Origin of the sequence: Natronospira elongata, from assembly GCF_034931365.1 — a bacterium.
Classification (GTDB): Bacteria; Pseudomonadota; Gammaproteobacteria; order Natronospirales; family Natronospiraceae; genus Natronospira; species Natronospira elongata.
The window spans coordinates 1-23,899 of sequence record NZ_JAYGII010000029.1 but is presented as its reverse complement, the minus strand read 5'-3'; the positions used below and the strand labels follow the sequence as shown (position 1 = coordinate 23,899).

The following is a 23,899-nucleotide window of genomic DNA, read 5'->3' as shown; positions in this document are numbered from 1 at the left end:
CCGGCTTGCCATCATGAGTTGGTGACCGGCTCCCTGCCCCGCAACCACCGGCGGGCAAACTCCTCCGGTGTGCAGGGGGAACCAACCAGATAGCCCTGGGCATAGTCACAACACAGCTCGGATAGAGCCCGGGCTTGTGCCTCCGTCTCCACCCCCTCGGCCAGGGTTTCCATGCCCAGCGCCCGGGCGGTAGCGATAATGGTCTTGACGATGGCGTAATCACTGGCATCGTCCAACATTTCGCGCACGAAGGACATGTCCACCTTGATGACATCGGCGGGCAGGCGCTTGAGATAGCTCATGGAAGAATAGCCGGTCCCAAAGTCATCAATGGACAATTGAAAGCCGGCCCGCTTAAGGCGGCGGGTAATGAGGGCTGAACGTTCGGGGTCCTTCATGATTCCGGTCTCGGTCAGTTCCAACCCAACATGAACCGGGTTAACCGCCGCTTTCTCCATTGTCCCCAGAATCTGCTCGACGATCCCATCATCCTCCAGCTGCTCTGCGGAAAGGTTGATGGAGATGGGACCGGGAATGTCATAGCCGGCCTGCTGCCACTGCCTGATTGCAGCCGCCACCCGGGCGAAGAGCCAGGGACCCAGTTCCGACATCATTCGGCGTTCTTCCAGAACGGGGATGAGAACGCCGGGGCTGACCCAGCCCCGATTGGCATCGTGCCAACGCAGCAAGGCCTCGGCACCACATATTTTTCGTCCCGGCAGGGTGAATTGAGGCTGGAAATGAACCTCCAGCTCGTCCGCGGCCAAGGCCGCCCGAAAATCCCTTGCCAGACTGAGCTTCGCGTTCAGGGCCTCTTCCATGGCGGGACGATAGGCGACACAGGGCAGGCTCTGGGCCCGGGCTTCGTTAAGTGCAATATCGGTATGCCGCAACAACTCTTCGGCCGACGCACCATCGCGGGGATGGACCGAAAGCCCCATCGTGGCGCTGATGGTGACCTGCTGCTCCCGCAGAACCATGGGTCGACTGAGGGCCTCGCCCACCTGCCGCGCCATGATCAGGGCCGACGGTTCATCCCTGCCAGGCAACAGCAGCAGGAACTCATCTCCACCCAGACGTGCGAGAAAATCACTTTCCCCACAGAGCATGGACAGGCGCTCGGCAACCGCCTTCAGTGCTTGATCACCCACGGCATGGCCCAGGGACTCATTGATTTCCTTGAAGCGGCTGAGGTTGATGATCATGAGCGCGGCTCGACCCGCCTGTTTGGCGGCGCCCACCAGAATCTCGTGGAGACGCTCCATGGCCAACACCCGATTGGGCAGTCCCGTGACTTCGTCATAGAAGGCAAGGCGATGAATACGCGCTTCGTCCTGCTGACGTCGGGTCACATCGGCACCCACCTGCAGGATCCTCATCTCTGATTCCGGTGACTGGGACTGGGGACTTTCATCACGAGTCAGAGTCCAGTGAAACTCCACCGTAATTCGGCGACCACTACGGGCCAGACAATCCAGGTTGCCCTGCCAATAACCGTTGGCTTCCAGCTTTCCGCGGGCATGCTCAAAGGCCTTCGCATCCACACCCAGGAATTCCGTGCAGTTCTGTCCCAGGGATTCAGGCGCCGACCAACCGAAGATCTGCTCTGCCCCCCGATTCCAATATTCAATACATCCTGATTGGTCGGTGAGCATGATGGCATCGCGAGTCTGGTCCAGCAGGGCAGCCTGCTCTTCGATCTGACGATGCCGCTCCAGGCGGTCCAATTCACCGGCCGCGCCCGCCGCAAAGATGCCCAAGGCCGAAAGAATGAAATCCGGATCAACCACCGGCTCACGAAACAGGGCGAAGATCAATCCAATGGGATTGCCATCGGCATCTTCCAGGCGGTGGCCCACATACGACTCGACGCCAAGTTTGTGAAGAATGTCATCTTCGGGATAGGTCTCCCGTGCTGCTTCCGGTACCACGCAACTGGCTTGACCGAGCATGGACTCACAAGGGGTACCGCTCAGGTCATAAGTCGTACCCGCAATCGACTTACCGTCCGCCTGGCCCGCCACAATCCGCGCCCGGAGCAGATCCCCCGGCAGCAAGCGGCCAATCCCCACGATCGGCGAACCGACGGTCTCCGCCACCTTGTCCGCCAGTCGCTCCAGGAAATCAGCCCCGCTTCTGGCCTGGAAGGCCGAGGCAATGTTGATTACCGCGCGGTTGAGCTGCTCTTCGCGGATTCGGCTACGCCGGGAGACGATGCCATAGGCCAAGTCGCTGGCCAGCTCGCCCAACAGGCCCAACTCATCACGGCTGATGGCGTCGCCAACCGGTGCCACCAGGATGAATACACCGAGCAATTGATCGCCATCGCAAAGGGGGATGAACAGACCGTTGCCCAATTCCAGGGCCGATGCCTGCTCTGCAATGGGCAGTCCCGGAACATCACCAAAACCCCGAACCAATACAGGCAATTGGTCCTCCAACAGTGGGCGCAAGACACCTTCGCCCGACATGCGAAATCGCAGGTCATCTGGTTCGAGTGAGAACCTATCGTCAGCAGTCGACCACGAATGGCAGTGGTACCAACCGGATTCACTATTGGCCGGTAGGGCGATCCAGCTCAGCGGGTATTCCCCCGTGTCGACGACCACATCACAAATCCCCTGCAGCAGTTCTGCCTCGCACTCGGCTCGAACCAGTGCTTCATTGCATTGACTCAGCATGCGCAGGGAGCGATTGGCCCTAGCCAGGGCTCGTTCCCGATCCTTGATGTCACTGATATCGGTAATCACACCCTCAAAATGGACATCCCCGGACTCAATGGACGAGACCGCACGGCCACGTTCCCAGACCCAGCGCCAGTTACCTTTTCGGGTACGCAGTCGATAGGAAAAGCTATAGGGCTGACCGCCAGCGATGGAACGCTCGACTTCGGCAACCAGTCTGGGCATGTCCTCAGGGTGAATCAGTTCGACAAAGCCGCCACTGTCCTCGGCAGTCAGTTCCTCCGGGGTGAATCCGGTCAAGTCCCTGGCACCGTCACTGACCCAGACCGCACTCCAGCGTTCATCCTGGCGGACCCGGTATACCATGCCCGGAAGATTGGCCACCAGGGTTTCAAGCTGTCGCCCCTTCTCCTTCAGGGCCCGACGGACTCCCTTGAGCTGACGTTGTGAGCGACAGTGTTCGATGGCCACACCCAGCAAATGGGAGATTCGGGAGATGATGAGCAGATCCTGCTCATCAGGACCGCGCGTTTCCCGGTAATACAAGGCAAAACTGCCCAGTACCTTGCCAGCGGCATCGACAATGGGGGTTGACCAGCAGGCATGGAGGTCATGGGCCAGGGCAAGTTCACGAAAGTCTTTCCACAGGGGGTCGCTGCTGATGTCGGTGGAGATCACCTGACGGCGCTCATGCATGGCGGTTCCACAGGAGCCCACGCCAGAGCCAATGGCTACACCTTCCAGGGCATGGTTGTAGCTGAACGGCAACTGCGGGGCCGCGCTATGGACGACATGCACGCCATCATCATCCAACAGGAGAATGTTGGCAATGCCGTCACTGGAGAGTTCATCCACGACACTCGCGATCTGGTCCAGCAACTGCTGCAGGCTGCTACCTTCCAGCATCTGCTGAAGGATCGTTTCCTGCGCCCGGAACAACCGGGATTCAGTTACCGCCGCGACCGCTTTGGACACCTTATGGTCACCTTTATCCCCAGGCGGGGAGAATCAGTTTGCCGACAATGGCATTCCCGGATCGTTGCATTCGCAGGCATGGACGCCGACTGAAAATACCGCGGGCACAACTCCCGGCGGAACTCGGCGGCGCACGTCCTAGAACTGATTGTAGTGGAAAACCCGCAGCTTTCTGCAAATGACAGCGTCTCACGTTTAGAGCTCAGGGAGAATGCTAAAATTCCCCTCTTTCCTTGCGCCATGCCGCCAATGAGCACAAACACCATGCCCGGGCAGCCCGTCGACAGTGTCATACCCCGCCTGCTCAAGACTCTCAGCGATCACAATCGGGCAATCCTCCAGGCCCCCCCGGGCGCGGGCAAGACCACGCGGGTGCCACCGGCATTGCTATCAACGCCCTTCTGCAAGGATAGCAAAATACTGCTACTCGAGCCGCGCCGGCTGGCAGCCCGCAATGCCGCCCGATTCATGGCCGCACAACGGAGTGAGCGGGTGGGCGAGACAGTGGGCTACCGCACCCGCCTGGATACGCGCATCGGTCCCGACACCCGTATTGAAGTGGTCACCGAAGGAATTCTCACCCGCCTGATCCAGGCCGATCCGGCCCTGGAGGACTACGCGGCGGTGATCTTCGACGAGTTCCATGAACGCTCCCTGCAGGCCGATCTGGGACTGGCCCTGGTGTTGGAGTCCCAGCAGGCCCTGCGCGAGGATCTTCGCCTGCTGATCATGTCGGCCACGCTGGATACAGACCGGATATCCACCCTGCTGGACCAGGCCCCGGTGGTGCACAGCGAGGGGCGCAGTTTCCCGGTGACGGTTCACTACCGTCCGCCCGAACGCGACGAACCGCTGATTTCCAGCGTGACCCGGGCAGTCCATCACGCCCTGGCCAGTGAATCCGGCTCACTGTTGGTGTTTCTGCCTGGTGAAGGCGAGATTCGGCGGACAGTCGAGGCCCTGGAAGGCAATCTGCCCGCCGACGTGCAGCTCGCGCCTCTCTACGGTCAACTCTCCCCTGAGGCTCAGGATGCGGCCATTCAGCCGGCGTCGACCGGTCAGCGCAAGCTGGTACTGGCCACGGCCATTGCTGAAAGCAGTCTCACCATTGAGGGCATTCGGGTGGTAATCGATGCCGGCCTTGCCCGACGCAGCGTCTTCGATCCGGGCTCGGGCATGAGCCGGCTGCAAACCAGCCGGGTCTCGCGGTCATCAGCCGAACAGCGCCGGGGCCGCGCCGGGCGAATCGGCCCCGGCGTCTGCTACCGGCTGTGGTCTGAATCGGCCCAGGCGGGACTGGCACCGTTCGCCCCCGCCGAGATACTGGAGGCGGATCTGGCACCGCTGGCGCTGGAACTGACCCAGTGGGGCTGCCGGGAACCGAAAACACTGGCCTGGTTGGATCCACCCCCCCGTGCACCGTGGCGTCAGGCCATGGATCTGCTGCAATGGCTTGACGCGGTGGATGACGACGGCGCGATTACCCCCCATGGTCGCGACATGCAGCGGCTGGGCCTCCATCCCCGTCTCGCCCATATGGTCCTGCAAGGCCGGGCCATGGGCCTGGGCCGATTGGCGGCGGAACTGGCGGCTCTGCTGGAGGAGCGGGATCCCTTGCCGAATGACGAGGGTGCGGACATGGAAAAGCGGGTTCTGGCGCTCCGGGGGGAATATCCCGCTGCCACCAGCGGTCGCCTGCGCCGCATCCGTCAGGCAGTGAACAAATGGCTGCCCGGGAATGAGCCGCCCGCTCAGGACGATGAACAGGAAACCGGTCGCCTGCTGGCCCAGGCCTACCCCGACCGTATTGCCCGTCGGCGGGGTGAGAGTCACCGCTTTCTGCTTGCCAACGGCCGTGGCGCGACACTGTCGGTACAAGACCCCCTGGCCCGCAAGACCTGGTTGGTGGCGGCAGCCCTGGACGGGAGAGAGGGAGATGCCAGGATCTTCCTGGCCGCGCCGGTTTCCGGCTCAGCGCTGGAACAGGATCTGGCGGGGCGAATCAAGACCCGGGACCGGGTGACCTGGGACGAAAGGGCCGGGACCATGGTGACACAGCGGGAACGCCGACTGGGCGCCATCCGCCTGTCCACCGAGCGGCTGCCGGATCCGCCGGCGGAGATGATTGAAAACGCCTTGCTGGACGTGGTCCGAGAGCGGGGACTTGGCGTACTGCCCTGGTGCGGAGAGAGCCGACGCTTGCGGGCCCGTTTGCAATTTCTGCACCGGCTCTGGCCGGAGCAGTGGCCGCCCTGCGACGATGAAAACCTGCTGGCAACACTGGATGAATGGCTGGCGCCCTTCCTCGTCGGTCGACGCTCCCTGGCTGATCTCGGCAAGCTGCCGCTCAAGCATGCCCTGATGGCCAGGCTGTCCGGCAATCAGAGCGGGGAATTGGAACGGCTGGCACCGCCACGGCTCCAGGTGCCCAGCGGCCAGTCCATGCCGCTGGACTATGATGCCGACCCCGGCCCGGTGCTGGCAGTGAAACTGCAGGCCGTCTTCGGACTGTCTGAATCACCGCGGGTTGCGGACGGTCGCTGTCCGGTGGTTTTTCACCTGCTCTCACCCGCGGGCCGCCCCCTGGCCGTCACTGCCGACCTGGCCAGTTTCTGGCGCCAGGCCTATCCGGAGGTCCGCAAGGACATGCGCGGGCGCTACCCCAAGCACCCCTGGCCCGACGATCCGCTCGCCGCCGAGGCAACCATGGCCACCAAACGGCGATGAAACCGGCTACCGGGCCAGCAGGCGGGAGAGACTGCGCTGCCCCATGAAGCGATCCTGCTGCCTGCCCTCGGCATCAAACAACAGGGTGGTCGGCACGCCATGGGCCTGCCAGCGATGCAGCAGGCGGCTGTCGCCGTCCAGCAGCACGGTGACATTGTCCGGCAGGCTCTGCTCCAGACCGTCCATATAGGCGGTGACGGTCTCGGCATCCTCGCCCACACTGACCAGAAACCACTGCCTTTGTTCGGACTGACGCGCCGCCCGGATCACATCCGGCATCATGCGATGACAAACGCCGCACCAGGTGGCCCAGAGAAAGACGCCGCTACCCTCCTCGCCAGCGGATGCGGCGAGCTCGACTGCGCTTCCCTCCAGGTCCTCAAGGACCACACGATCCAGTCGCGCCGTATCCGGGGCCAGGACCAGAACGGCCACCACTCCCGCCACTCCCACGACCAGTCCGGGGAGCATGGTGGCCGCCATCCAGCGCGGGGCCATGCCATGCCGCCAGAGGTACCAGGCACTGACCAGCGCGGCACCCAACAGGGCGCCCCACCAGGCGAAACCGTCCTGCCAGATGAACAGAATGGTCCAGGGCGCCTCCAGAAAGGGGGCCGGGAACGTCACCACGTGAGCCAGACGGGCGCCGACAATCGCCGCAACCAGGGACCAGGTCACCCAGTCGCTCAGCAGGGGTTCGCGACGCCGGAGGAAGTGTGCCGCCAGCAGCAGGCTGATCGCCGCCAGCAGGGCCACGAGACGATCCATGGGCATGACCAGGGGCCCGAGAGTGATTGCATCCATCTCAATTCTCCATCAGCGATCCGCTTTCAGCGCCGCGCAAGCATATAAAGTCCAGTGCATCCATTTCCGAGACCAGTCGGCGCAGGGCCCGCCAATCCGCATTATCAGGCCGATCCCCGGTGGCCCGCACGATCTCGGCCAGCGGTCTGCGGCCATCCATGCGCCCGATCCAGGCCGCCTCGCGGCGATCGTAGGCACGGCGGATATCATCGAAGGCATGAAAGGGCCAGCTCATCACGCCGGCCTTGCCCTCGGGCGGCGAAAGAAAATCCTTGCGCAGGCCCGGCGCCGGGACGGGAATATGGCCTTGCCAGTCATCATCCTCGGCTCGCAGCCGGCGCTGAGCAGCCGCCACGCTGTCCGGGCAGGCAATGATCTCGTGCTTGAACAGGGAGGCCCGATAATGTTCCCCCAGGCTCCAGCGCTCCAGGTCCGGCAGTGAATGGATCCGGTCGCCCCAGGGGCTTGCCTGCAGCGCAGTCGCCAAGGGCTCGTAATGCCCGCGCTGAAACAGCCCCTGCAATCGAAAGCCACAGTTCTCAAGCAGGTCGTTGGCCTGCTCCAGGGTATAGGGCCGATCAATGGGGTGGAGGAGATAGTCAACCAGCTCGGCGGGGCTGTCCAGATCGGGGAACAGGCTGCGCCGGTGCCGCAGTGGGTGACTGGCGGGCAATTGCCGGAGCATCTCCTTTAGCTGCGCCACCTCCGTATCACTGACCTGATCAGCGCTCAGCCCCAGGCGTTTGCAGAATTCCTGCAGATAATAGATGGCGTCCCGTCCATGGGGCGCGTAGAGCATCAGGGCCAGGGCGCCGTCCGGCTTGACCACCCGACGCAGTGCAGACAAGCCGGCGGCCGGCGCCGGCAGGTGGTGAATGACACCGGTACTGACCACCAGATCGTAGCGCCCTTCCCCGAGCCGGGACACGTCCTCCAGGGGCATTTGCTGCAGGGACAGATTCTCCAGACCATATTCATTGGCGAGACGCTCACAGGCGTCCAGCGATGCCCGGCTCAGGTCGATCCCTGTGATACGGGCCCTGGGATGGGCGGCGGCATAGCGTGCCGCCTGGGAAGTGCCGCAGCCGGCGATCAGTATCTCCAGCGCCTCGGTGGCAGGGCGCCGTGGCCAGTAGTGATGAAAGAACAGCGAGGGAAAACCGATTTCCATCACCTGGCCCCGGGCCCAGGGGGCCAGATCCTGCTCGGCGGTGGGATAGGGAAAGCGCTCGTACTGGCGCCTTACCCGCTCATTACCGCTACCTTGTTCAGTCGCCGTCATGATCCTCTGTCTCCTTGCCACCGCGCCGCGCATCATGCCGCAGGCGCCCGCCCTGCACCAGTCCGATTCACGAAATTGGATCGTGACAATGCGCGTCATGTCACAGAATAAGACAACCCAAATCGGGACACGAGCCCTTGGGCATTGCCCATGGGCAATGAGGATAAACGTTATTTTTTGCTTTAATTTCAGTCAACTAAAAATATTTTACCGCCAATCGGCATGACTTGGCACGCCACCTGCACCCTATGACGGCGAGCATTTTTCAAGCTGAACTAACGGAGGAATTCATGAAGATCCGTACTACTGCATTCGCCATCCTGACCGCCGGTTTCATCGCCAGCCCGCTGGCCATGGCCCAAGGTCAGCCCCCGCAGGAGCAACAGCAGCAACAACAGCAGCAGCCCATGCCGCAGCAGCAGGAAGCCCCTGAGGTGACCGACGATCAGATCAACGCTTTCGTTGATGCCTACATCGCGGTCAACGAGGTGCGCGAAGAGTACACCGAGCGCCTGCAGAATGCTGACGACCAGGAGCATGCTCAGGAACTGCAGCAGGAAGCCAATGATGCCATGACTTCCGCCATCGCCGATGCCGGCCTGGAGATCGAGGAATACCAGGAAGTGGCCATGGCTGTGAACGCCGACTCGGAAATCCGTGAACAGGTGACCGAGATGCTTGAGGAGCGCGGCGCCCTCTAAGATCGACCACCGGGATTGTCCCGAGAGGACGTCCCGAGTCGATCAACAGGCAACAGACCGGGTTCCCCCCCTCCCCCCGGTCTGTCCCCCGAAGGCCCCACCACTGGTGGGGCCTTCTTTTGTCCAGGCCAAGAAAAAAGGGGACGGCATCCGTCCCCTTCTTCGCCTTGCCAGGCAACTGGCCGTGGCTCAGAGCCCTTGGCGACGGCTGGCTGCGGCACGTGGACGACCGCCGGCCTTGCCCGAGGGCTTGCCACCCGGTCGGCCACCCGGCTTGCGACGCGGCTTATGTCGGCCTTCCGCCTTGGCGCCGTGGGACGGCTTGCGACGGCCACCCTGGCCCCGGCCACCCCCGTTACCCTTGCCGGGCACCCGGGCCACTTCCTGCGGATCCGGCTCAAAGCCCTCGATGATTTCACAAGGTACGGCGTTGCCCAGCATTTTCTCGATATCGTGCAATGGCTTGCGGTCATCGGCACAAACCAGGGAATAGGCCCGGCCTTCCCGGCCGGCCCGCCCGGTGCGGCCGATACGATGGACGTAGTCCTCGGGGACATTGGGCAGATCGAAATTGACCACGTGAGGCAGCTGCTCGATATCCAGGCCACGGGCGGCAATATCGGTGGCCACCAGCAGACGGACACTGCCCCGCTTGAACTGCTTGAGGGCACGGCTGCGGGCGGCCTGGGTCTTGTTGCCATGAATGGCCACGGCACTCAGCCCCTCCCGATCCAGCTGCTTGCAGAGACGATCCGCGCCGTGCTTGGTGCGAGTGAACACCAGGGCCTGGCGCCACTCACCGTCACGCACCAGCCGACTCAGCAGGGCCGGCTTGTCGCCGCGAGTCACCGGATGCACCACCTGGCTGATCCGTTCGGCGGTGCTGTTGGCCGGCGCCACTTCGATCTCTACCGGGTCCTTCAGCATGCCTCGGGACAGATTGCGGATTTCCTTGGAGAAAGTCGCGGAGAACAGCAGGGTCTGGCGCTGCTCCGGGAGTGCGGCGATCAGCTTGCGGATATCATGGATGAAACCCATGTCCAGCATGCGATCGGCCTCGTCCAGTACCAGATGCTCCACCCGTGACAGATCCACGGTGCCCTGGCGAAGGTGATCCAGCAGACGACCCGGTGTTGCCACCAGGATGTCCACGCCCCGGCGCAGACGCTGGACCTGGCCATGCATGCCGACACCACCGTAGATCACCATGGAACGCATGGGCAGATGGCGGCCGTAGGTCTGAACGCTCTCCTGCACCTGAGCGGTGAGCTCGCGGGTCGGGGTGATGATCAGCACGCGTACGTGGCGGCCACCCTCGGGCTTGCGGGCAGCCAGGTGCTGAAGCAGAGGGAGCGTGAAACCGGCGGTTTTGCCGGTACCCGTCTGGGCGGCTGCCATGACATCGCGGCCCTTGAGGACGGCGGGAATGGCGGCTGCCTGAATAGGCGTAGGGGTATCATAGCCCTGTGCGGAAACCGCACGGAGCAGCGCGGCCGAAAGGCCGAGTTGATCAAAAGACATTATTGGAATAACTCCTGGGATAGCCAGCCCGCATACGGCTCATGCCGTGGTTTCGGGCCCGGTCCAGGCAAAAAGAAAGAGTAGCAAACGAGGCAGGCTCAGGCAGGCGGCCATTTCATTGGCCGTAGTCGCTGCTCAAGGGGAAACCGCGAACGCCCGACGCAGACCGGAGGGCGTCGGTGCGCGCACTATATCAGACTCAGGGAATAAAGCCAGTCATTTCTTTTGGAGGCGCCCGGTTGATCAGCGGTTCACAGCCGGGCCGCAAGGCGGGTGCCTTCATCGATGGCCCGCTTGGCGTCCAGTTCCGCGGCCAGGTTGGCACCACCAATGAGATGGGTGCTGACACCGGCAGATTCCAGCTTGTCATGCAGTTCCCGCTGGCTCAGCTGCCCGGCGCAGAGAATGACATTGTCCACTTCCAGGCAGCGGGACTCCTCACCCACGCGGATATGCAGGCCCTGGTCATCGATCCGCTCATAACTAACACCGGGAATCATCTTCACACCGTGTTCACGTAGCGAGACACGATGAATCCACCCGGTGGTCTTGCCCAGGTATTTACCGGGCTTGCTGGTCTTGCGCTGCAGGAGATGGATCTCTCTCGCCGCCGGGGGGAACTCGGGCTTCAGACCTTCCACGCCGCCACGTCGGTCGAGCTGCATGTCCACGCCCCACTGGCGGAAGAATTCCTCCCGGGTCTGGGCATGCTCCGGTTGCGGGTGGACGAGAAACTCGGAGACATCAAAGCCGATGCCGCCGGCGCCCACCACGGCCACCCGCTGCCCCACCGGCTTGCCGTGCAAGAGCACGTCGATGTAGCTCAACACCTTGGGATGGTCCTGCCCCGGAATGCCCGGATCACGCGGTACCACCCCGGTCGCCAGAATGACTTCGTCAAAGTCCTGCAAGGCGTCTGCATCCGCGCGCTGGCCGAGTCTCAGGTCCACACCGGACAGTTCGATGCGACGCTGGAAGTAGCGCAGGGTTTCGTGGAATTCTTCCTTGCCGGGAATGCGCTTTGCCATGTTGAACTGCCCGCCGATGCGGTCAGCGGCCTCGAACAGGGTGACTTCATGACCGCGCTCGGCGGCCGTGGTGGCCGCCGCCAGACCGGCCGGCCCTGCGCCCACCACGGCAATCCGGCGCGGCGTGTTCACCGGCTCAATGCGGACTTCGGTTTCATGTCCGGCCCGCGGGTTGACCAGGCAGGAAGCCACTTTCTTTTCGAAGACGTGATCCAGGCAGGCCTGGTTGCAGGCGATACAGGTATTGATTTCGTCACTGCGGGCTTCGAACGCCTTGTTGACCCACTCGGGGTCGGCCAAAAAGGGCCTGGCCATGGAAATCATGTCGGCATCGCCATCCGCCAGCACCTGTTCGGCGGTATCGGGCATGTTGATGCGGTTGGTGGTCACCAACGGCAGGGAGACCTCATCACGGAGCTTGCGGGTCACCCAGGTAAAGGCGGCTCGGGGCACCATGGTGGCGATGGTGGGAACACGGGTCTCGTGCCAGCCAATGCCGGTATTGATGATGGTGGCGCCGGCCGCCTCGATGGCCTTGCCGAGCTGGACCACCTCTTCCCAGCTATTGCCGTCGGCGAGCATGTCCAGCATGGACAGGCGATAGATGATGATGAAGTCCTCACCCACCGCCTCTCGGGTCCGACGCACGACCTCCACCGCCACCCGCATGCGGTTCTCGAATGACCCGCCCCACTGGTCGGTGCGGGTGTTGGTGCGGGGAACCAGGAACTGATTGATGAAATAGCCCTCCGAGCCCATGATCTCGACACCGTCATAGCCGCCGGCCCGGGCCAGACGCGCGCAACGCACAAAGTCCCGGATCTGCCCTTCCACGCCACTACTGCTCAGGGCCTTGGGCTTGAAGGGGGATATGGGGGCCTGGATGGCAGAAGGTGCCACCGAAAAGGGATGGTAGGCGTAGCGCCCGGCGTGGAGTATCTGCATGCAGATGCGACCGCCGGCCTCATGCACTGCCCGGGTCAGCTTGCGATGGCGAGGCAACTCCAGGCGATTGGTCAGTTTGGAGGCGAAGGGCGCCAGACAGCCGCGCCGGTTGGGCGCGATACCGCCGGTGACCATCAGTCCTGCTCCTCCGCGGGCCCGCTCGACGAAATAGGCCGTTAGGCGATCCCAGTGCCATACCCGATCTTCAAGACCGGTGTGCATGGAGCCCATGAGAATACGGTTGGGCAGGGTTGTAAAACCGAGATCGAGCGGCTGAAACAGGTGAGGATAGGCTTTATGACTCAAGGATTTGGCCCCGTCTTTCAGTCGGATTGATCGTCCTTGGCCAATTGGCCCAGTGCGTCCGGATCCAGCAGGCGAATGTCACGCCGGTCCACTTCAATCCATCCCTGGGTCTGGAATTTCTTCAGGACCCGGCTGACGGTTTCCGTCGCCAGGCACAGATAATTGGCAATATCCTTGCGCGGCATGGCCAGGCGCAGATCGGTAGCCGAATACCCTCGCTCCCCCAGTCGGCGGGCCAGGTCCATCAGGAAAGCCGCCATCCGCTGCTCGGCAGTGGAATCGGCAGCACGAGGTACCAGGGAGCTGATTTCCTTGCTGAGCAGCCGCATGATCTGACGCTGCAGGCCAGGGATGTCACCGGCCAGTTCAGAAAGCTGAGCAAAAGGCAGCACGCAGGCACTGGCGGTATCCAGGGCAACGACACTGCACTGGTGGGCGTCAGGATAAATGGCATCCAGCCCCACCAGCTCGCCAGGCAGATGAAAGCCGATCACCTGCTCTTCCCCTTCCTCGTTGATCAGATAGCTCTTGTACATGCCGGAGCGCACCGCATAGATACTGCGCATGGGATCACCCCGGCGAAACAGGTGATCCCCCACATGCATGCTGCGGGACACCTCCACCACGGAATCCAGCCGCTCCACCTCGGCCCGGTTAAGGCCCATGGGAACGCAGAGTTCACTCAGGGAGCAATTACTGCAGACGCGCTTGAGTTCACGTAGATCAAGCGCGCTGGACTGACCGGGGGAAGCAGGCATGGAACTCCTTCTGCACTGATGCTGCGAGGAGCTCACATACTAAGGTAATTCCGCCGCCCATCAAAGCCTGCCACCCGGCTTAGGCGTCCGGCAGCTGTTCCAGGATCAGCTTTTCCAGGTAACGACAATAGCGGTCCAGGTAGTTCAGGCCTTCCGAGGCGCTGAACAGCCAGGGGTTCATCAGGGTGTGCCGGAGCAGAAAGACATAGTCGCTGGCCCCCTCCTCCGCCTTGCCTCCGGAGCGGAAACTGTCAGGGTCCAGTCCCAGACGTTCCACCAGCGTCTGGCGAGCGGCGGGGCTCAGGGCGTCGTGGAAGACATTGGTCCGGGAGCCAAAGAATTCACGGGTCTGGGGCGCACGGTCCGGCGTCACCCGCAGCTGTTCATAGATGCCCTGACAGAAACGATTCATCACCGGCACGCTGCGGTTGCCTTCCGGATTGACGGCAATACAGATCAGATTGGTATCCGGTTCAAAAGGCACCACCAGACGTGCCTTGCCACGCAGCCGGTCCGCGGTCTCCTGAAGACGGTCGAAAAGGTATTCCGTGCTGTGAATGGTGACTTCGGTGAGTTTGCCGAAATGGCGATGATCCAGGGGAAAGACCCGATGGGTCACATAGGTGGCCGCTGCCATGGAACCCGGTTTTGAGCCTTCCAGGATGTAGCGACCCAGATTGCGCAGCAGGGTGTCGGTATCACTGTTGTCGCCGGCCTCGTCGAAGACGTAGGCAGCGCTTTCTCCCAACAAGGCGGTGATCTCCCGGTTGCGAGCGATGAATGCCCCTACGCCAAACGGTAGGTAACCGAGTTTGTGGGGATCGACGGTCACGGTATCGGCGTGGCGAATCGCAGCGAAGGCCTGATAGACATCGCTGGAGGGAAAATAGCGAAATTGATCCTTGAGTTCGTCGTGGTGCCGCATGGCCCCACCGGGCTGACGGAACAGGGCCGCCATGTAACCACCCCAGGCGGCATCCACATGAATGCCAAAATCCAGCCCCTGACGGCGCCACTTCTGGCGCAGGGCGACAATATCGTCGATGGGATCGATGGTGCCGTATTCGGTGGTCCCCAAAACCCCCACCACCGCCAGCACGGGACGCTGCTGTTCATGCAGTTCGCCGAGGATACGGTCCAGGGCCGCCGGGTCCATGCGCATGTGATCAGTGACCGGCACCGAGACCAGCTGGGCGCTGCCAAAACCCATGAGCTTCATGGCCTTCTTCCAGCTGTAATGGGCCGTCAAGGGCACCAGTACCACGGGTGGCTTGAGGGCCGGCCAGGCGGCATGGAAATCCACCTGACCCAGATGCTCCACCCGCCCGGACTCGATGCGTTGAGTGAGTGCCTGGCGCTGTTCCGTCGGCAATGCCTGCAAGGCCTCGGCAACGGCCTCCCTAAGTCGAATGACGGTGTCCACATCCAGGTTGAACCAGGCCCATTCAGGGGCGTCCTGGGACAGCCGTCCACGACTCAGCTTCTCTATATCCAGGGACAGTTCGGGCAGGACCGAGCGCAGGGCCAGGGGGTAATACTTGGCTGCCCGAAGATTCCAGAGCCCTTCATAATTGGCCACTGTACCGCCGGAGGTGAGATGCCCCCAGGCACAGGGGTGCTGACCCGGGTCGGTATTGAACCCCATCATGGCCGCCAACTGGCGACCCGCCGCCAGTTCCAGCCGCACGGTCACCGGTGCGGCTTCCTCGGTGACATTGTTGGGGTTGTAGAGAGTCGAAACCAGATGGGCAATCAGGCCCGGCAAGAGCAGGTCCGAGGCCATGTGCCCGATATAGCGGGGATTGAAGAACGGCGCCGAGTTCTTGAGATCCGCGGTCAGCCGGTGCAACTCCGTTTTCATCTTGTCCACGAAGGCCAGATAGCCCTCGGAGTGAAGCACCTGAATGGGGATGGGCGGGGTGTCCTGGGGATGGAGATTCCGGCGCCAATAAACATGATCCCGGAAAAATTCCAGGATCAGTTTTTCGAATATCTCATCGTTTTCCCCATAGGCACCGAGAAAGAAGGGGCTGAACAGGGCATCCAGCTCGGTGCCTTCCACCTGCCGTTTATCATTCACGTCTTGTCACTCCAACTGGATTCGCAACAGTCGCGGTGTCAGACGAGACAGCGCACGCTGGCCTGACACCACGAGGATTGAAAGCGCTTCTCCGGCTTGTTCAGATCACTCGGGAAAATCGCTGCTGTCCCTTGGCCGGAGCATTGTAGGCGTCGAACAGCATGGCCACGTTTCGAAGCAGAAAACGCCCGGCACTGGTAACGGAGAAACCGTCTTTGTCCAGCGTGAGCAAGCCATCCGTCGCCATGGTTTCCAGGGCCGGCAGGGTATCGGAAAAGTAAGTCCAGAAATCAATGTGATGACGACGCCCCACCTGTCTGGCATCCACGATGCCATTGCACATGATGGACTGAATTACATGCTGACGGATGCGGTCATCGGCGGTCAGCACGAGCCCCCTTGCAATAGGCAAGCGCCCTTCTTTGACCGCCTTCTGCCATTGACGGATCTCGGTCAGGTTCTGGCTGAAACAATCGCCGACCTTGCCAATGGCACTGGCACCCAGACCGATCAGATCACACTCGGCATGGGTTGAGTAACCCTGAAAATTGCGTTGCAGTTCGCCCTGGTCACGGGCCTTGACCAAGGGATCGCCGGGTCGGGCGAAGTGATCCATGCCGATATGCTCATAGCCGGCCTGGCTCAATTTATCCACCGCCAATGTCAGGAGGCTGAGTCGCAATTCCGCATTGGGCAGGCTGTCACCGTCAATCAGGCGTTGAACCGGAAAACGGTCGGGCATGTGGGCATAAGCGTAGATGGAGAGCCGGTCCGGTGCCAGTTCGATGACCTGGTCCAGGGTGTGGGCAAATCCTTCCATGCTCTGACGGGGCAGACCGTAGATCAGATCAAAGCTCAGTCCGCCGACGCCGGCCTCTCGCGCAGCCTCTACCTGGTCGGCCACCATGGCAAAGGGCTGGATGCGGTTGACCGCTTCCTGCACGCGCCGATCGAAATCCTGAATTCCCAGTGACATGCGATTGAAGCCCGTCTCCACAAGACTGGCCAGATCCTGCTCGGAGACCGAACGTGGATCGATCTCCACGGAGAACTCCCGTTCTTCGGGGGCGGCCAGGTTGAAGGCGCTGGACACGGCATTCATCAGGCCCTGCAGCTCGGCCGGGCTGTGAAAGGTCGGGGTGCCGCCACCCAGGTGCAGCTGTCGCAGCTTGCGGTCCGGGTCAAACAATGCCGCCTGGCGGTGCAATTCCTCGGCCAGATGCCCGAGATATCGATGCCCCCGATCGGACCGGCGGGTGATGCTGCGGTGGCAGGCGCAGTACCAGCAGGCCTCCTGACAGAAGGGCAAATGCACATAGAGGGAGAGATCGCGAGGGATGGGCTCTTCATTGGAGATTCGCACCATCTCCCGGTAGGCTTCTTCGCCAAATTCGTCCGAAAACTGCAGGGCCGTGGGATAAGAGGTGTACCGCGGCCCGCGGACGTCGTATCGGCGCATCAGATCTGGGTCAAAGGGCATGGGTCTCGCCATCCTGTGAAGGTCTGTCCACGATGAGAGACATGCTATACAGCCCCGGCGGGGAAACCTTTGACCTGTGTCAAGCAGTCGTCAAGTCGAGTGCCGGCTGAAAAGCCGTTAAACTGACGGCTCGGGTGATGTCCTGCTTGCAAGGATGCTGAACTGGGGAGAGTAGCGTGAATCTGCGGGATCGAGTCAGACTTTTCCAGATTGGGACACGATTGCTGACCGCCCCGCTGCTGCCCACCTCCGAGGACGCACCGCAAGTCCCTGCCCTGCCCGCAGACTGGCCGCAAGGCATGGCCAGCGACCATGGCTCTCTTGAGGTCCGTCGGTCGATATTGCGGCCACTGTGCTCACTGGCTGCCAGGGGGCATTTCCCGCTGGGAGAGATGCCGATTCATGAACTGGTCATTCGGGAGGAGCTGGCCCTGCAGTGGCCGCTATTCCGCCTGATGCTTGAGGATGAAGGCGCCTTGCTGCGATGGCATCCGCATCTGGCCTGGTATCAGGAGCGGGTTCGTCGACGCGGACGTCTCAACGCCAAACGCAAGCTGGCAAAGTGCATGCTGACATTCCGCAGTCTTCAAAACGAGGGGTTCCGCACGGATGATGGGGATCCCATCATGGTCTATCGTTCGCCCCGCTATCTGATCCGCAATGGCGGCTCCCATCGACTGGCCATGCTCGCCGCAATGGGCCGACAATCCGTCCCCGTGGTGGTACTGGATCGGCACGTTATTCTGGAAGACCCGGATATCCCCGCCCCCCTGCGACAGCGAATCCTGGAACTGGACCCGGCCTAGCGACCGTTCATGAAAAAGGGCGGGTGGCTTGCGCCACCCGCCCCTTGCAACGCCCTTGATCAAGACAATATCGGACCTGTCCTCAGCTTGCCGGCTCCAGACGATACAGGGCCGCATCGGACTGGTCGTTGAGGATATAGATATTGCCGTCCGGGCCCTGACGAACGTCACGAATCCTGCCGATTCGCCGGAGCAGTAGCTCTTCGGCGTGCACGACCTCCGAATCCTCAACCACCAGACGCAGGATTCGCTGGGCGCGCAGCCCGCCCGCAAGCAGATTACCGTCCCAGTTGCCAAAGCTGTCTCCATGCACGACTGCCAGGCCCGAGGGGGCCAGGGTCGGCAGGAATTCAAAGACCGGCGGCTTCATGCCATAGGCCTGATGATCCCGCGAGCGGGCATCCCCGAACTCGCCTTCCGTGCGATAGTCCCGACCCAGGGTCACAACCGGCCAGCCGTAGTTGTTGCCCGGCTCGATCAGGTTGAGCTCATCACTGCCTCGCGGGCCGTGCTCGGTGGCCCAGATCTGCCCGGTTTCCGGGTGCTTGACGATACCCTGAATGTTGCGATGACCGTAGGACCAGATCTCCGGGGCATAGTCGTCGTCATCAACGAAGGGATTGTCCTCGGGGACGCTGCCGTCGGCATTGAGGCGAACCACCGTGCCCGAATGATCCTGGGTGTCCTGCGAACGCATGGGCTCGGCACCGCGATCGCCGATCGTCATCAGCAGGGTACCGTCATCAAGAAAGACAACCCGGGAGCCATAGTGGCGGCCGGGGCTGGTGTAGGTGTTGGACTCGAAGAGTTCCTCGAAATCCACCAGGCTGTTTCCATCCAGGCGTGCGCGGGCCAGGGCAGGTACCGTCCCGTCACTGTCACCCTTGGAATAGGTCATGTAGATCCAGCCGTTGTCCTCGTAGTCCGGATGGACAACGATATCGAGCATGCCGCCCTGGTTGGCCACATGGACCTCCGGCAGCCCCTCCAGCGCGGTCTTGCTGCCGTCTTCCACCACGTAGATAGCGCCCGGGCGCTCGGTCACCAGCTTGCGGCCATCCGGCAGAAAGCCCACCGCCCAGGGGTGGGTCAGCCCATCGACGACCTTCACCAGGCGAAATTGCTCGTATTCAGAGCCGACACTGCGCTCCACGACCTCCTGGGCGCCCGCCTGGGACAGCGGCAGCGTCAGGGAGAGCAGCAGGCCAGCCGCGGTAAGTGACTGTTTTCTCATGATTTCCTCCAATTATTCTTGTGTAATTGCGAGAACTGGCGGATTGGGAAATACGGGATGTGTGACAGGCAAGGATAGCTGGTAGTTCGGATTCGTACAGTGTTGGGGTTAGGAGTGAGGGGTTAGGGGGGAGTAGTGCTGGGTGCTGAGTGCTGAGTGCTGAGTGCGGGGAGGATGGCCACCGAGAATGTGGTGACATCTCTGAAAATGGCGGAGAGGGAGGGATTCGAACCCTCGGACCCCTGAGGGGTCAACGGTTTTCGAGACCGCCCCGTTCGACCACTCCGGCACCTCTCCGATTCAACAACTTACCTTAACTCAGCGTCCACCAGCGGCATTGAGCCTTGGTGGACTGATCCTCCGTTCGCAACATTGGCGCGGGCGGGCTGTCTCAGGGGACAGACCGGCGCCGTTCGTCGGGCCGTGCCACCCTCGGGGTGACGTCAGCCGGGCGTGTAGCGGCCCAGGCTGGCAAAATGTTGCGGGGCAACCCGTTTCGGGGGTTGTCCTTGCAGCCGGAGCCCGCAGATTCTAACAGAGCACCAAAAGCGGCGCGACCGGCTTGAAGGGCCCCGAAGAAAATTCCGGGGGCAAATCGCTACAATGGATGTTACATAATCCTTGGAGGACAACGATTGCTGCGGATCTGGCTGACCACAGGACTGGCCCTGCTACTGGGTACCTGCTCCCTGCCCCCTTCCCTGTTGGAGCAGGTGCAGAGCCGTGGTGAGCTGCATGTTCTGACCCGCAACAGTCCGACGACTTACTACATCGATGCCGATGGACCCACCGGCATGGAGTTCGATTTGGCCCAGCGCTTTGCGGACCATCTGGGCGTGGATTTACGTATCACCGTCCCGGATGGTGTAAACGAGATATTCCGTCAGCTTGAATCCGGTGAGGCCCACCTGGCCGCGGCGGGTCTGTCGATCACCGATCGCCGTCAGGAGCGGGTACGATTTGGTGAGCCCTATCAGGAAGTCACCCAACAGCTCGTGTATCGCTTTGGCCGCAGCCGGCCCCGTTCCCTGGATGAATTGGATGGCACCGTCGCGGTGGTGGCGGGAAGCAGCCATGAAGAAACCCTGCAGCAGCTGGCGGAGGACTATCCCGAGCTGGAATGGAAGGCTATCGATGGGGTGGAGAGTGAGGAATTACTGATTCGGGTGGCCGAGCGGGAACTCGACTACACCGTGGCCGACTCGGTGGAGCTGCACATGAACCGCCGTTACTACCCCGAACTGCGCGCCGCCTTCGATCTGGCTGAGCCGGAACCCCTGGCCTGGGCCTTTCCCAAAAACCGCGACAACAGCCTGCGTACCGCCGCGAATGAATTCATCCAGCGCATGGAACGCCGCGGGACTCTGGCTCAGCTCCATGACCGGCATTTTGGCCACACCGAACGCTTCGACTATGTCGGCACGCGCATTTTCATGCGCCATATCGACAACCGGCTGCCAACGTACCGGCATCTGTTCGAGACTGCCGCCGATGACAATTCCCTGGACTGGCGCTTGCTGGCGGCCATCGGCTATCAGGAATCCCACTGGAATCCGCGTGCCGTCTCTCCCACGGGGGTACGCGGGATCATGATGCTGACCCAACGCACGGCTTCGGACCTGGGCGTGCAAAACCGAATCGACCCTCAGGAGAGTATCTTCGGCGGGGCCCGCTATTTCCGGCAGGTCCGGGATCGATTGCCGCCGGAGATCGAAGAACCGGACCGGAGCTGGATGGCGCTGGCTGCCTATAACGTCGGCTTTTACCACTTGATGGATGCCCGCATGCTCACCGAGCAGAAGGGTGCGAACCCTGACCGCTGGATGGATGTGAGAGACCATCTGCCCCTGCTGAGCCAGCGCCAGTATTACACGCAGACCCGCTACGGCTATGCCCGCGGGCGGGAACCGGTCATCTATGTGGACAATATCCGCCGCTATTACGACATCCTCTCCTGGATGATGCCCAAGGAGGACGACGACGAGGAACGGTTGGCAGAGGAAACCCGTGCCCCTGATGGAGTCGTTATTGAGGAAGAGCTGGGTGAGGACGGAGATTAGGGAACCTCTGATTAATTCATTCGCGCCCGCAGTTGGCGCTGAGAGCGTCTGATTCAAGGCGCATTGCGCAGCACAGTAGCCTCTGTGCTACGGGCAAGCAATGCAATGCTGAAGCAGGCGCTCTCAGCACCAACCCCTTGTGGGCCAACGGGATTTTCCCTCTCGTCTTCGTTGCTCCTCGCTCATGTAGCACAGCGGCTACACTACGCTCGTCGCGCCTCGCGAGAGAAGAAATCCCGTTGGCTGTGGGCGCGAATGAATTAATCAGAGGTTCCTTGGGTAGGTTGGCTGGTGGCTTCGGTAGGGTTAGGACCCTACGGTGTCGGTGACCGGGGGCGTTCCGGTCCCTTCCGCCGACGCTCGCGAAAGAAGCTCCGCAGCAGGTCCCCACATTGATCCGCCAGGACACCGGATTGAACATCGACCTGATGGTTAAGGCGGTCTGTGCCGAGGATGGAGAAGAGGCTGCCGGCAGCGCCGGTCTTGGGGTCGGGGGCGCCGTAGACGACGCGAGCGATGCGGGCGTGGATGATGGCACCGGCGCACATGCAGCAGGGCTCCAGGGTCACATAGAGGGTGGCACCCGTCAGACGATAATTGTTGTCACGGGCTGCGGCCGCGCGCAGGGCGGCAATCTCGGCATGGGCGGTGGGATCATGAAGGCTGATGGGGGCATTCCAGCCCTCCCCCAGCACCTCGCCATCACGAACAATCACCGAGCCAACCGGCACCTCCCCCGCTGCCTCGGCATGGCGGGCAAGATCAATGGCATGCTGCATCCAGCGTTCGTCGGTGTTGTCCTGAGTCGTCATGTCTTTGACTCCGGGGACGGAGCAAGGTTATTTCCCTATTCCCACTCAATCGTCGCCGGTGGCTTGCCGGAGATATCGTAGGTGACACGGGAAATACCCCGGACCTCGTTGATGATTCGCCGTGAGACATGGTCGAGGAAATCATAGGGCAGATGTGCCCAGCGGGCGGTCATGAAGTCGATGGTTTCCACCGCGCGCAGGGCAATGACCCAGTCATAGCGACGGCCGTCACCCATCACGCCCACCGAACGGACCGGCAGGAAGACGGCAAAGGCCTGACTGGTCTTGTTGTAAAGATCGTGGTTCCAGAGCTCTTCGATGAATATGGCATCCGCCTTGCGCAGAATGTCGGCGTAGTCCTTCTTCACCTCGCCAAGAATACGCACCCCGAGGCCCGGCCCCGGGAAGGGGTGACGGAAGAGCATGTCATGAGGCAGGCCCAGCTCCACGCCCAGGCGGCGGACTTCATCCTTGAACAGTTCGCGCAGGGGCTCGATGAGCTTGAGCTTCATGTGCTCCGGCAGGCCACCCACATTGTGATGGGACTTGATCACCTGAGCCTTGCCGGTCTTGGAACCGGCGGATTCGATGACATCCGGATAGATGGTGCCCTGGGCCAGCCACTTCACGTTGTCGATCTTGCCGGCTTCTTCATCAAAGACTTCGATGAAGGTGCGGCCGATGATCTTGCGCTTCTCTTCCGGGTCTTCCACGCCCTTGAGCGCGGAGAGGAAACGATCCTCGGCGTCGACGCGGATCACGCGCACACCCATGTGCTCGGCAAAGGTGGCCATCACCTGATCGCCCTCACCAAGGCGCAGCAGACCGGTGTCCACGAATACGCAGGTGAGCTGTTCACCAATGGCCTTGTGCAGCAGGGCGGCGACTACGGAGCTGTCAACGCCGCCGGACAGGCCGAGCAGCACATGATCGTCACCCACCTGCTCACGGACCTGGGCAATCTGGCTTTCAACGATGTTTTCCGGCTTCCAGTCGGCGGCACAGCCGGCAATGTCGTGCAGGAAGCGCTCGAGGATTCTGCCACCCTGAGGGGTGTGCGTGACCTCGGGGTGAAACTGAATCCCGTAGAAACGGCGGCTCTCATCACTGATCACGGCGTAGGGGGCGTTGTCAGAGCTGCCCACCACTTCAAACCCTTCCGGCAGCTCGGCTACGCGGTCACCATGGCTCATCCAGACATCGAGACTGGGAATGCCACCGGACTCCATGTGATCTTCAATCCCCTCCAGCAAACGGCTCTTGCCCGTCACCCGAACCCGGGCATAACCGAATTCCTGATGATCACTGGATTCCACCCGACCGCCCAACTGGGCCGACATGGTCTGCATGCCGTAACAAATGCCCAATACAGGCACATCCAATTCAAAGACGATCTTGGGTGCCCGGGCCGTGTCCTGTTCGGTGACCGAAGCCGGCCCACCGGAAAGGATCACTGCACTGGCGCCAAACTCGCGAATGGCCTCATCACCCATTTCCGGGTCATGAATTTCGCAATAAACGCCCATCTCGCGAACGCGCCGACCGATGAGCTGGGTGTATTGGGAGCCAAAATCGAGGATCAGGACTCGATGGGCGTAGATGTTTCTCATGATGGAGGAGGTCCTTGAAGCCAATGCCAGCTGGATGGTCTCTTCTGCATTCTTGTGCACTGCCTTCGGCAGGCAGGCGGCGAGCT

15 protein-coding genes and 1 tRNA gene are annotated in these 23,899 nt (G+C 61.9%); 4 read left to right on the top strand and 12 right to left on the bottom strand.

What is annotated here, in order from left to right; translation table 11 throughout:
* Positions 1-11: 11 nt before the first annotated feature.
* Positions 12-3,659 (bottom strand): EAL domain-containing protein, encoded by a 3,648-nt coding sequence (locus VCB98_RS11070; RefSeq protein ID WP_346052545.1) that lies wholly within the window; start codon positions 3,657-3,659, stop codon positions 12-14.
* A gap of 264 nt (positions 3,660-3,923) precedes the next feature.
* Between VCB98_RS11070 and hrpB the strand changes: the two genes are divergently transcribed.
* Positions 3,924-6,386 carry an ATP-dependent helicase HrpB gene (gene hrpB, locus VCB98_RS11065; protein WP_346052543.1) on the top strand — a complete coding sequence of 821 codons (2,463 nt, stop codon included), beginning with the start codon at positions 3,924-3,926 and terminating at the stop codon, positions 6,384-6,386.
* 6 nt (positions 6,387-6,392) lie between these two features.
* Here the strand turns inward: hrpB and VCB98_RS11060 are convergent, their stop codons facing one another.
* Together VCB98_RS11060 and VCB98_RS11055 are read right to left on the bottom strand one after the other, a co-directional pair.
* The gene (locus tag VCB98_RS11060) at positions 6,393-7,190 is read right to left on the bottom strand and encodes a prolipoprotein diacylglyceryl transferase family protein (RefSeq protein ID WP_346052541.1); all 798 of its coding nucleotides are present in this window, start codon (positions 7,188-7,190) and stop codon (positions 6,393-6,395) included.
* A gap of 1 nt (position 7,191) precedes the next feature.
* Positions 7,192-8,472 carry a class I SAM-dependent methyltransferase gene (locus VCB98_RS11055; protein ID WP_346052539.1) on the bottom strand — a complete coding sequence of 427 codons (1,281 nt, stop codon included), beginning with the start codon at positions 8,470-8,472 and terminating at the stop codon, positions 7,192-7,194.
* Positions 8,473-8,762: 290 nt separating this feature from the next.
* Between VCB98_RS11055 and VCB98_RS11050 the strand changes: the two genes are divergently transcribed.
* Positions 8,763-9,173 carry a DUF4168 domain-containing protein gene (locus VCB98_RS11050; protein WP_346052537.1) on the top strand — a complete coding sequence of 137 codons (411 nt, stop codon included), beginning with the start codon at positions 8,763-8,765 and terminating at the stop codon, positions 9,171-9,173.
* A gap of 189 nt (positions 9,174-9,362) precedes the next feature.
* Here VCB98_RS11050 and VCB98_RS11045 read toward each other — a convergent pair whose 3' ends face one another.
* The 5 genes from VCB98_RS11045 to hemN all read right to left on the bottom strand — a co-directional run bounded on the left by VCB98_RS11045 (position 9,363) and on the right by hemN (position 17,291).
* Complete coding sequence (locus VCB98_RS11045) at positions 9,363-10,694, bottom strand: DEAD/DEAH box helicase (RefSeq protein ID WP_346052535.1); 1,332 nt, start codon at positions 10,692-10,694, stop codon at positions 9,363-9,365.
* Between the two features lie 251 nt (positions 10,695-10,945).
* Entirely contained in the window at positions 10,946-12,973 is a 2,028-nt protein-coding gene (locus VCB98_RS11040) for an FAD-dependent oxidoreductase (protein WP_346052533.1), read from the bottom strand.
* A 17-nt stretch (positions 12,974-12,990) separates the two neighbouring features.
* Complete coding sequence (gene fnr, locus VCB98_RS11035; protein ID WP_346052531.1) at positions 12,991-13,731, bottom strand: fumarate/nitrate reduction transcriptional regulator Fnr; 741 nt, start codon at positions 13,729-13,731, stop codon at positions 12,991-12,993.
* Positions 13,732-13,810: 79 nt separating this feature from the next.
* Complete coding sequence (locus VCB98_RS11030; RefSeq protein WP_346052529.1) at positions 13,811-15,811, bottom strand: pyridoxal phosphate-dependent decarboxylase family protein; 2,001 nt, start codon at positions 15,809-15,811, stop codon at positions 13,811-13,813.
* 100 nt (positions 15,812-15,911) lie between these two features.
* Positions 15,912-17,291, bottom strand: coding sequence for an oxygen-independent coproporphyrinogen III oxidase (gene hemN / locus VCB98_RS11025; protein WP_445353998.1), 1,380 nt, complete (start codon positions 17,289-17,291; stop codon positions 15,912-15,914).
* 176 nt (positions 17,292-17,467) lie between these two features.
* On the opposite strand from hemN, the gene VCB98_RS11020 reads away from it, so the two are divergent.
* Positions 17,468-18,097 carry a hypothetical protein gene (locus VCB98_RS11020; protein ID WP_346052525.1) on the top strand — a complete coding sequence of 210 codons (630 nt, stop codon included), beginning with the start codon at positions 17,468-17,470 and terminating at the stop codon, positions 18,095-18,097.
* An 82-nt stretch (positions 18,098-18,179) separates the two neighbouring features.
* On the opposite strand, the gene VCB98_RS11015 is transcribed toward VCB98_RS11020, so the two are convergent.
* A complete protein-coding gene (locus VCB98_RS11015) occupies positions 18,180-19,331 on the bottom strand; it encodes a PQQ-dependent sugar dehydrogenase (protein WP_346052523.1) in 1,152 nt (383 codons plus the stop codon).
* Between the two features lie 208 nt (positions 19,332-19,539).
* Positions 19,540-19,628: transfer RNA gene (locus VCB98_RS11010), tRNA-Ser, on the bottom strand.
* Between the two features lie 338 nt (positions 19,629-19,966).
* Between VCB98_RS11010 and mltF the strand changes: the two genes are divergently transcribed.
* A complete protein-coding gene (gene mltF, locus VCB98_RS11005) occupies positions 19,967-21,391 on the top strand; it encodes a membrane-bound lytic murein transglycosylase MltF (RefSeq protein WP_346052521.1) in 1,425 nt (474 codons plus the stop codon).
* 314 nt (positions 21,392-21,705) lie between these two features.
* On the opposite strand, the gene tadA is transcribed toward mltF, so the two are convergent.
* Positions 21,706-22,203, bottom strand: coding sequence for a tRNA adenosine(34) deaminase TadA (gene tadA / locus VCB98_RS11000; RefSeq protein WP_346052519.1), 498 nt, complete (start codon positions 22,201-22,203; stop codon positions 21,706-21,708).
* 35 nt (positions 22,204-22,238) lie between these two features.
* Complete coding sequence (gene guaA / locus VCB98_RS10995; RefSeq protein ID WP_346052557.1) at positions 22,239-23,816, bottom strand: glutamine-hydrolyzing GMP synthase; 1,578 nt, start codon at positions 23,814-23,816, stop codon at positions 22,239-22,241.
* Positions 23,817-23,899: the final 83 nt, after the last annotated feature.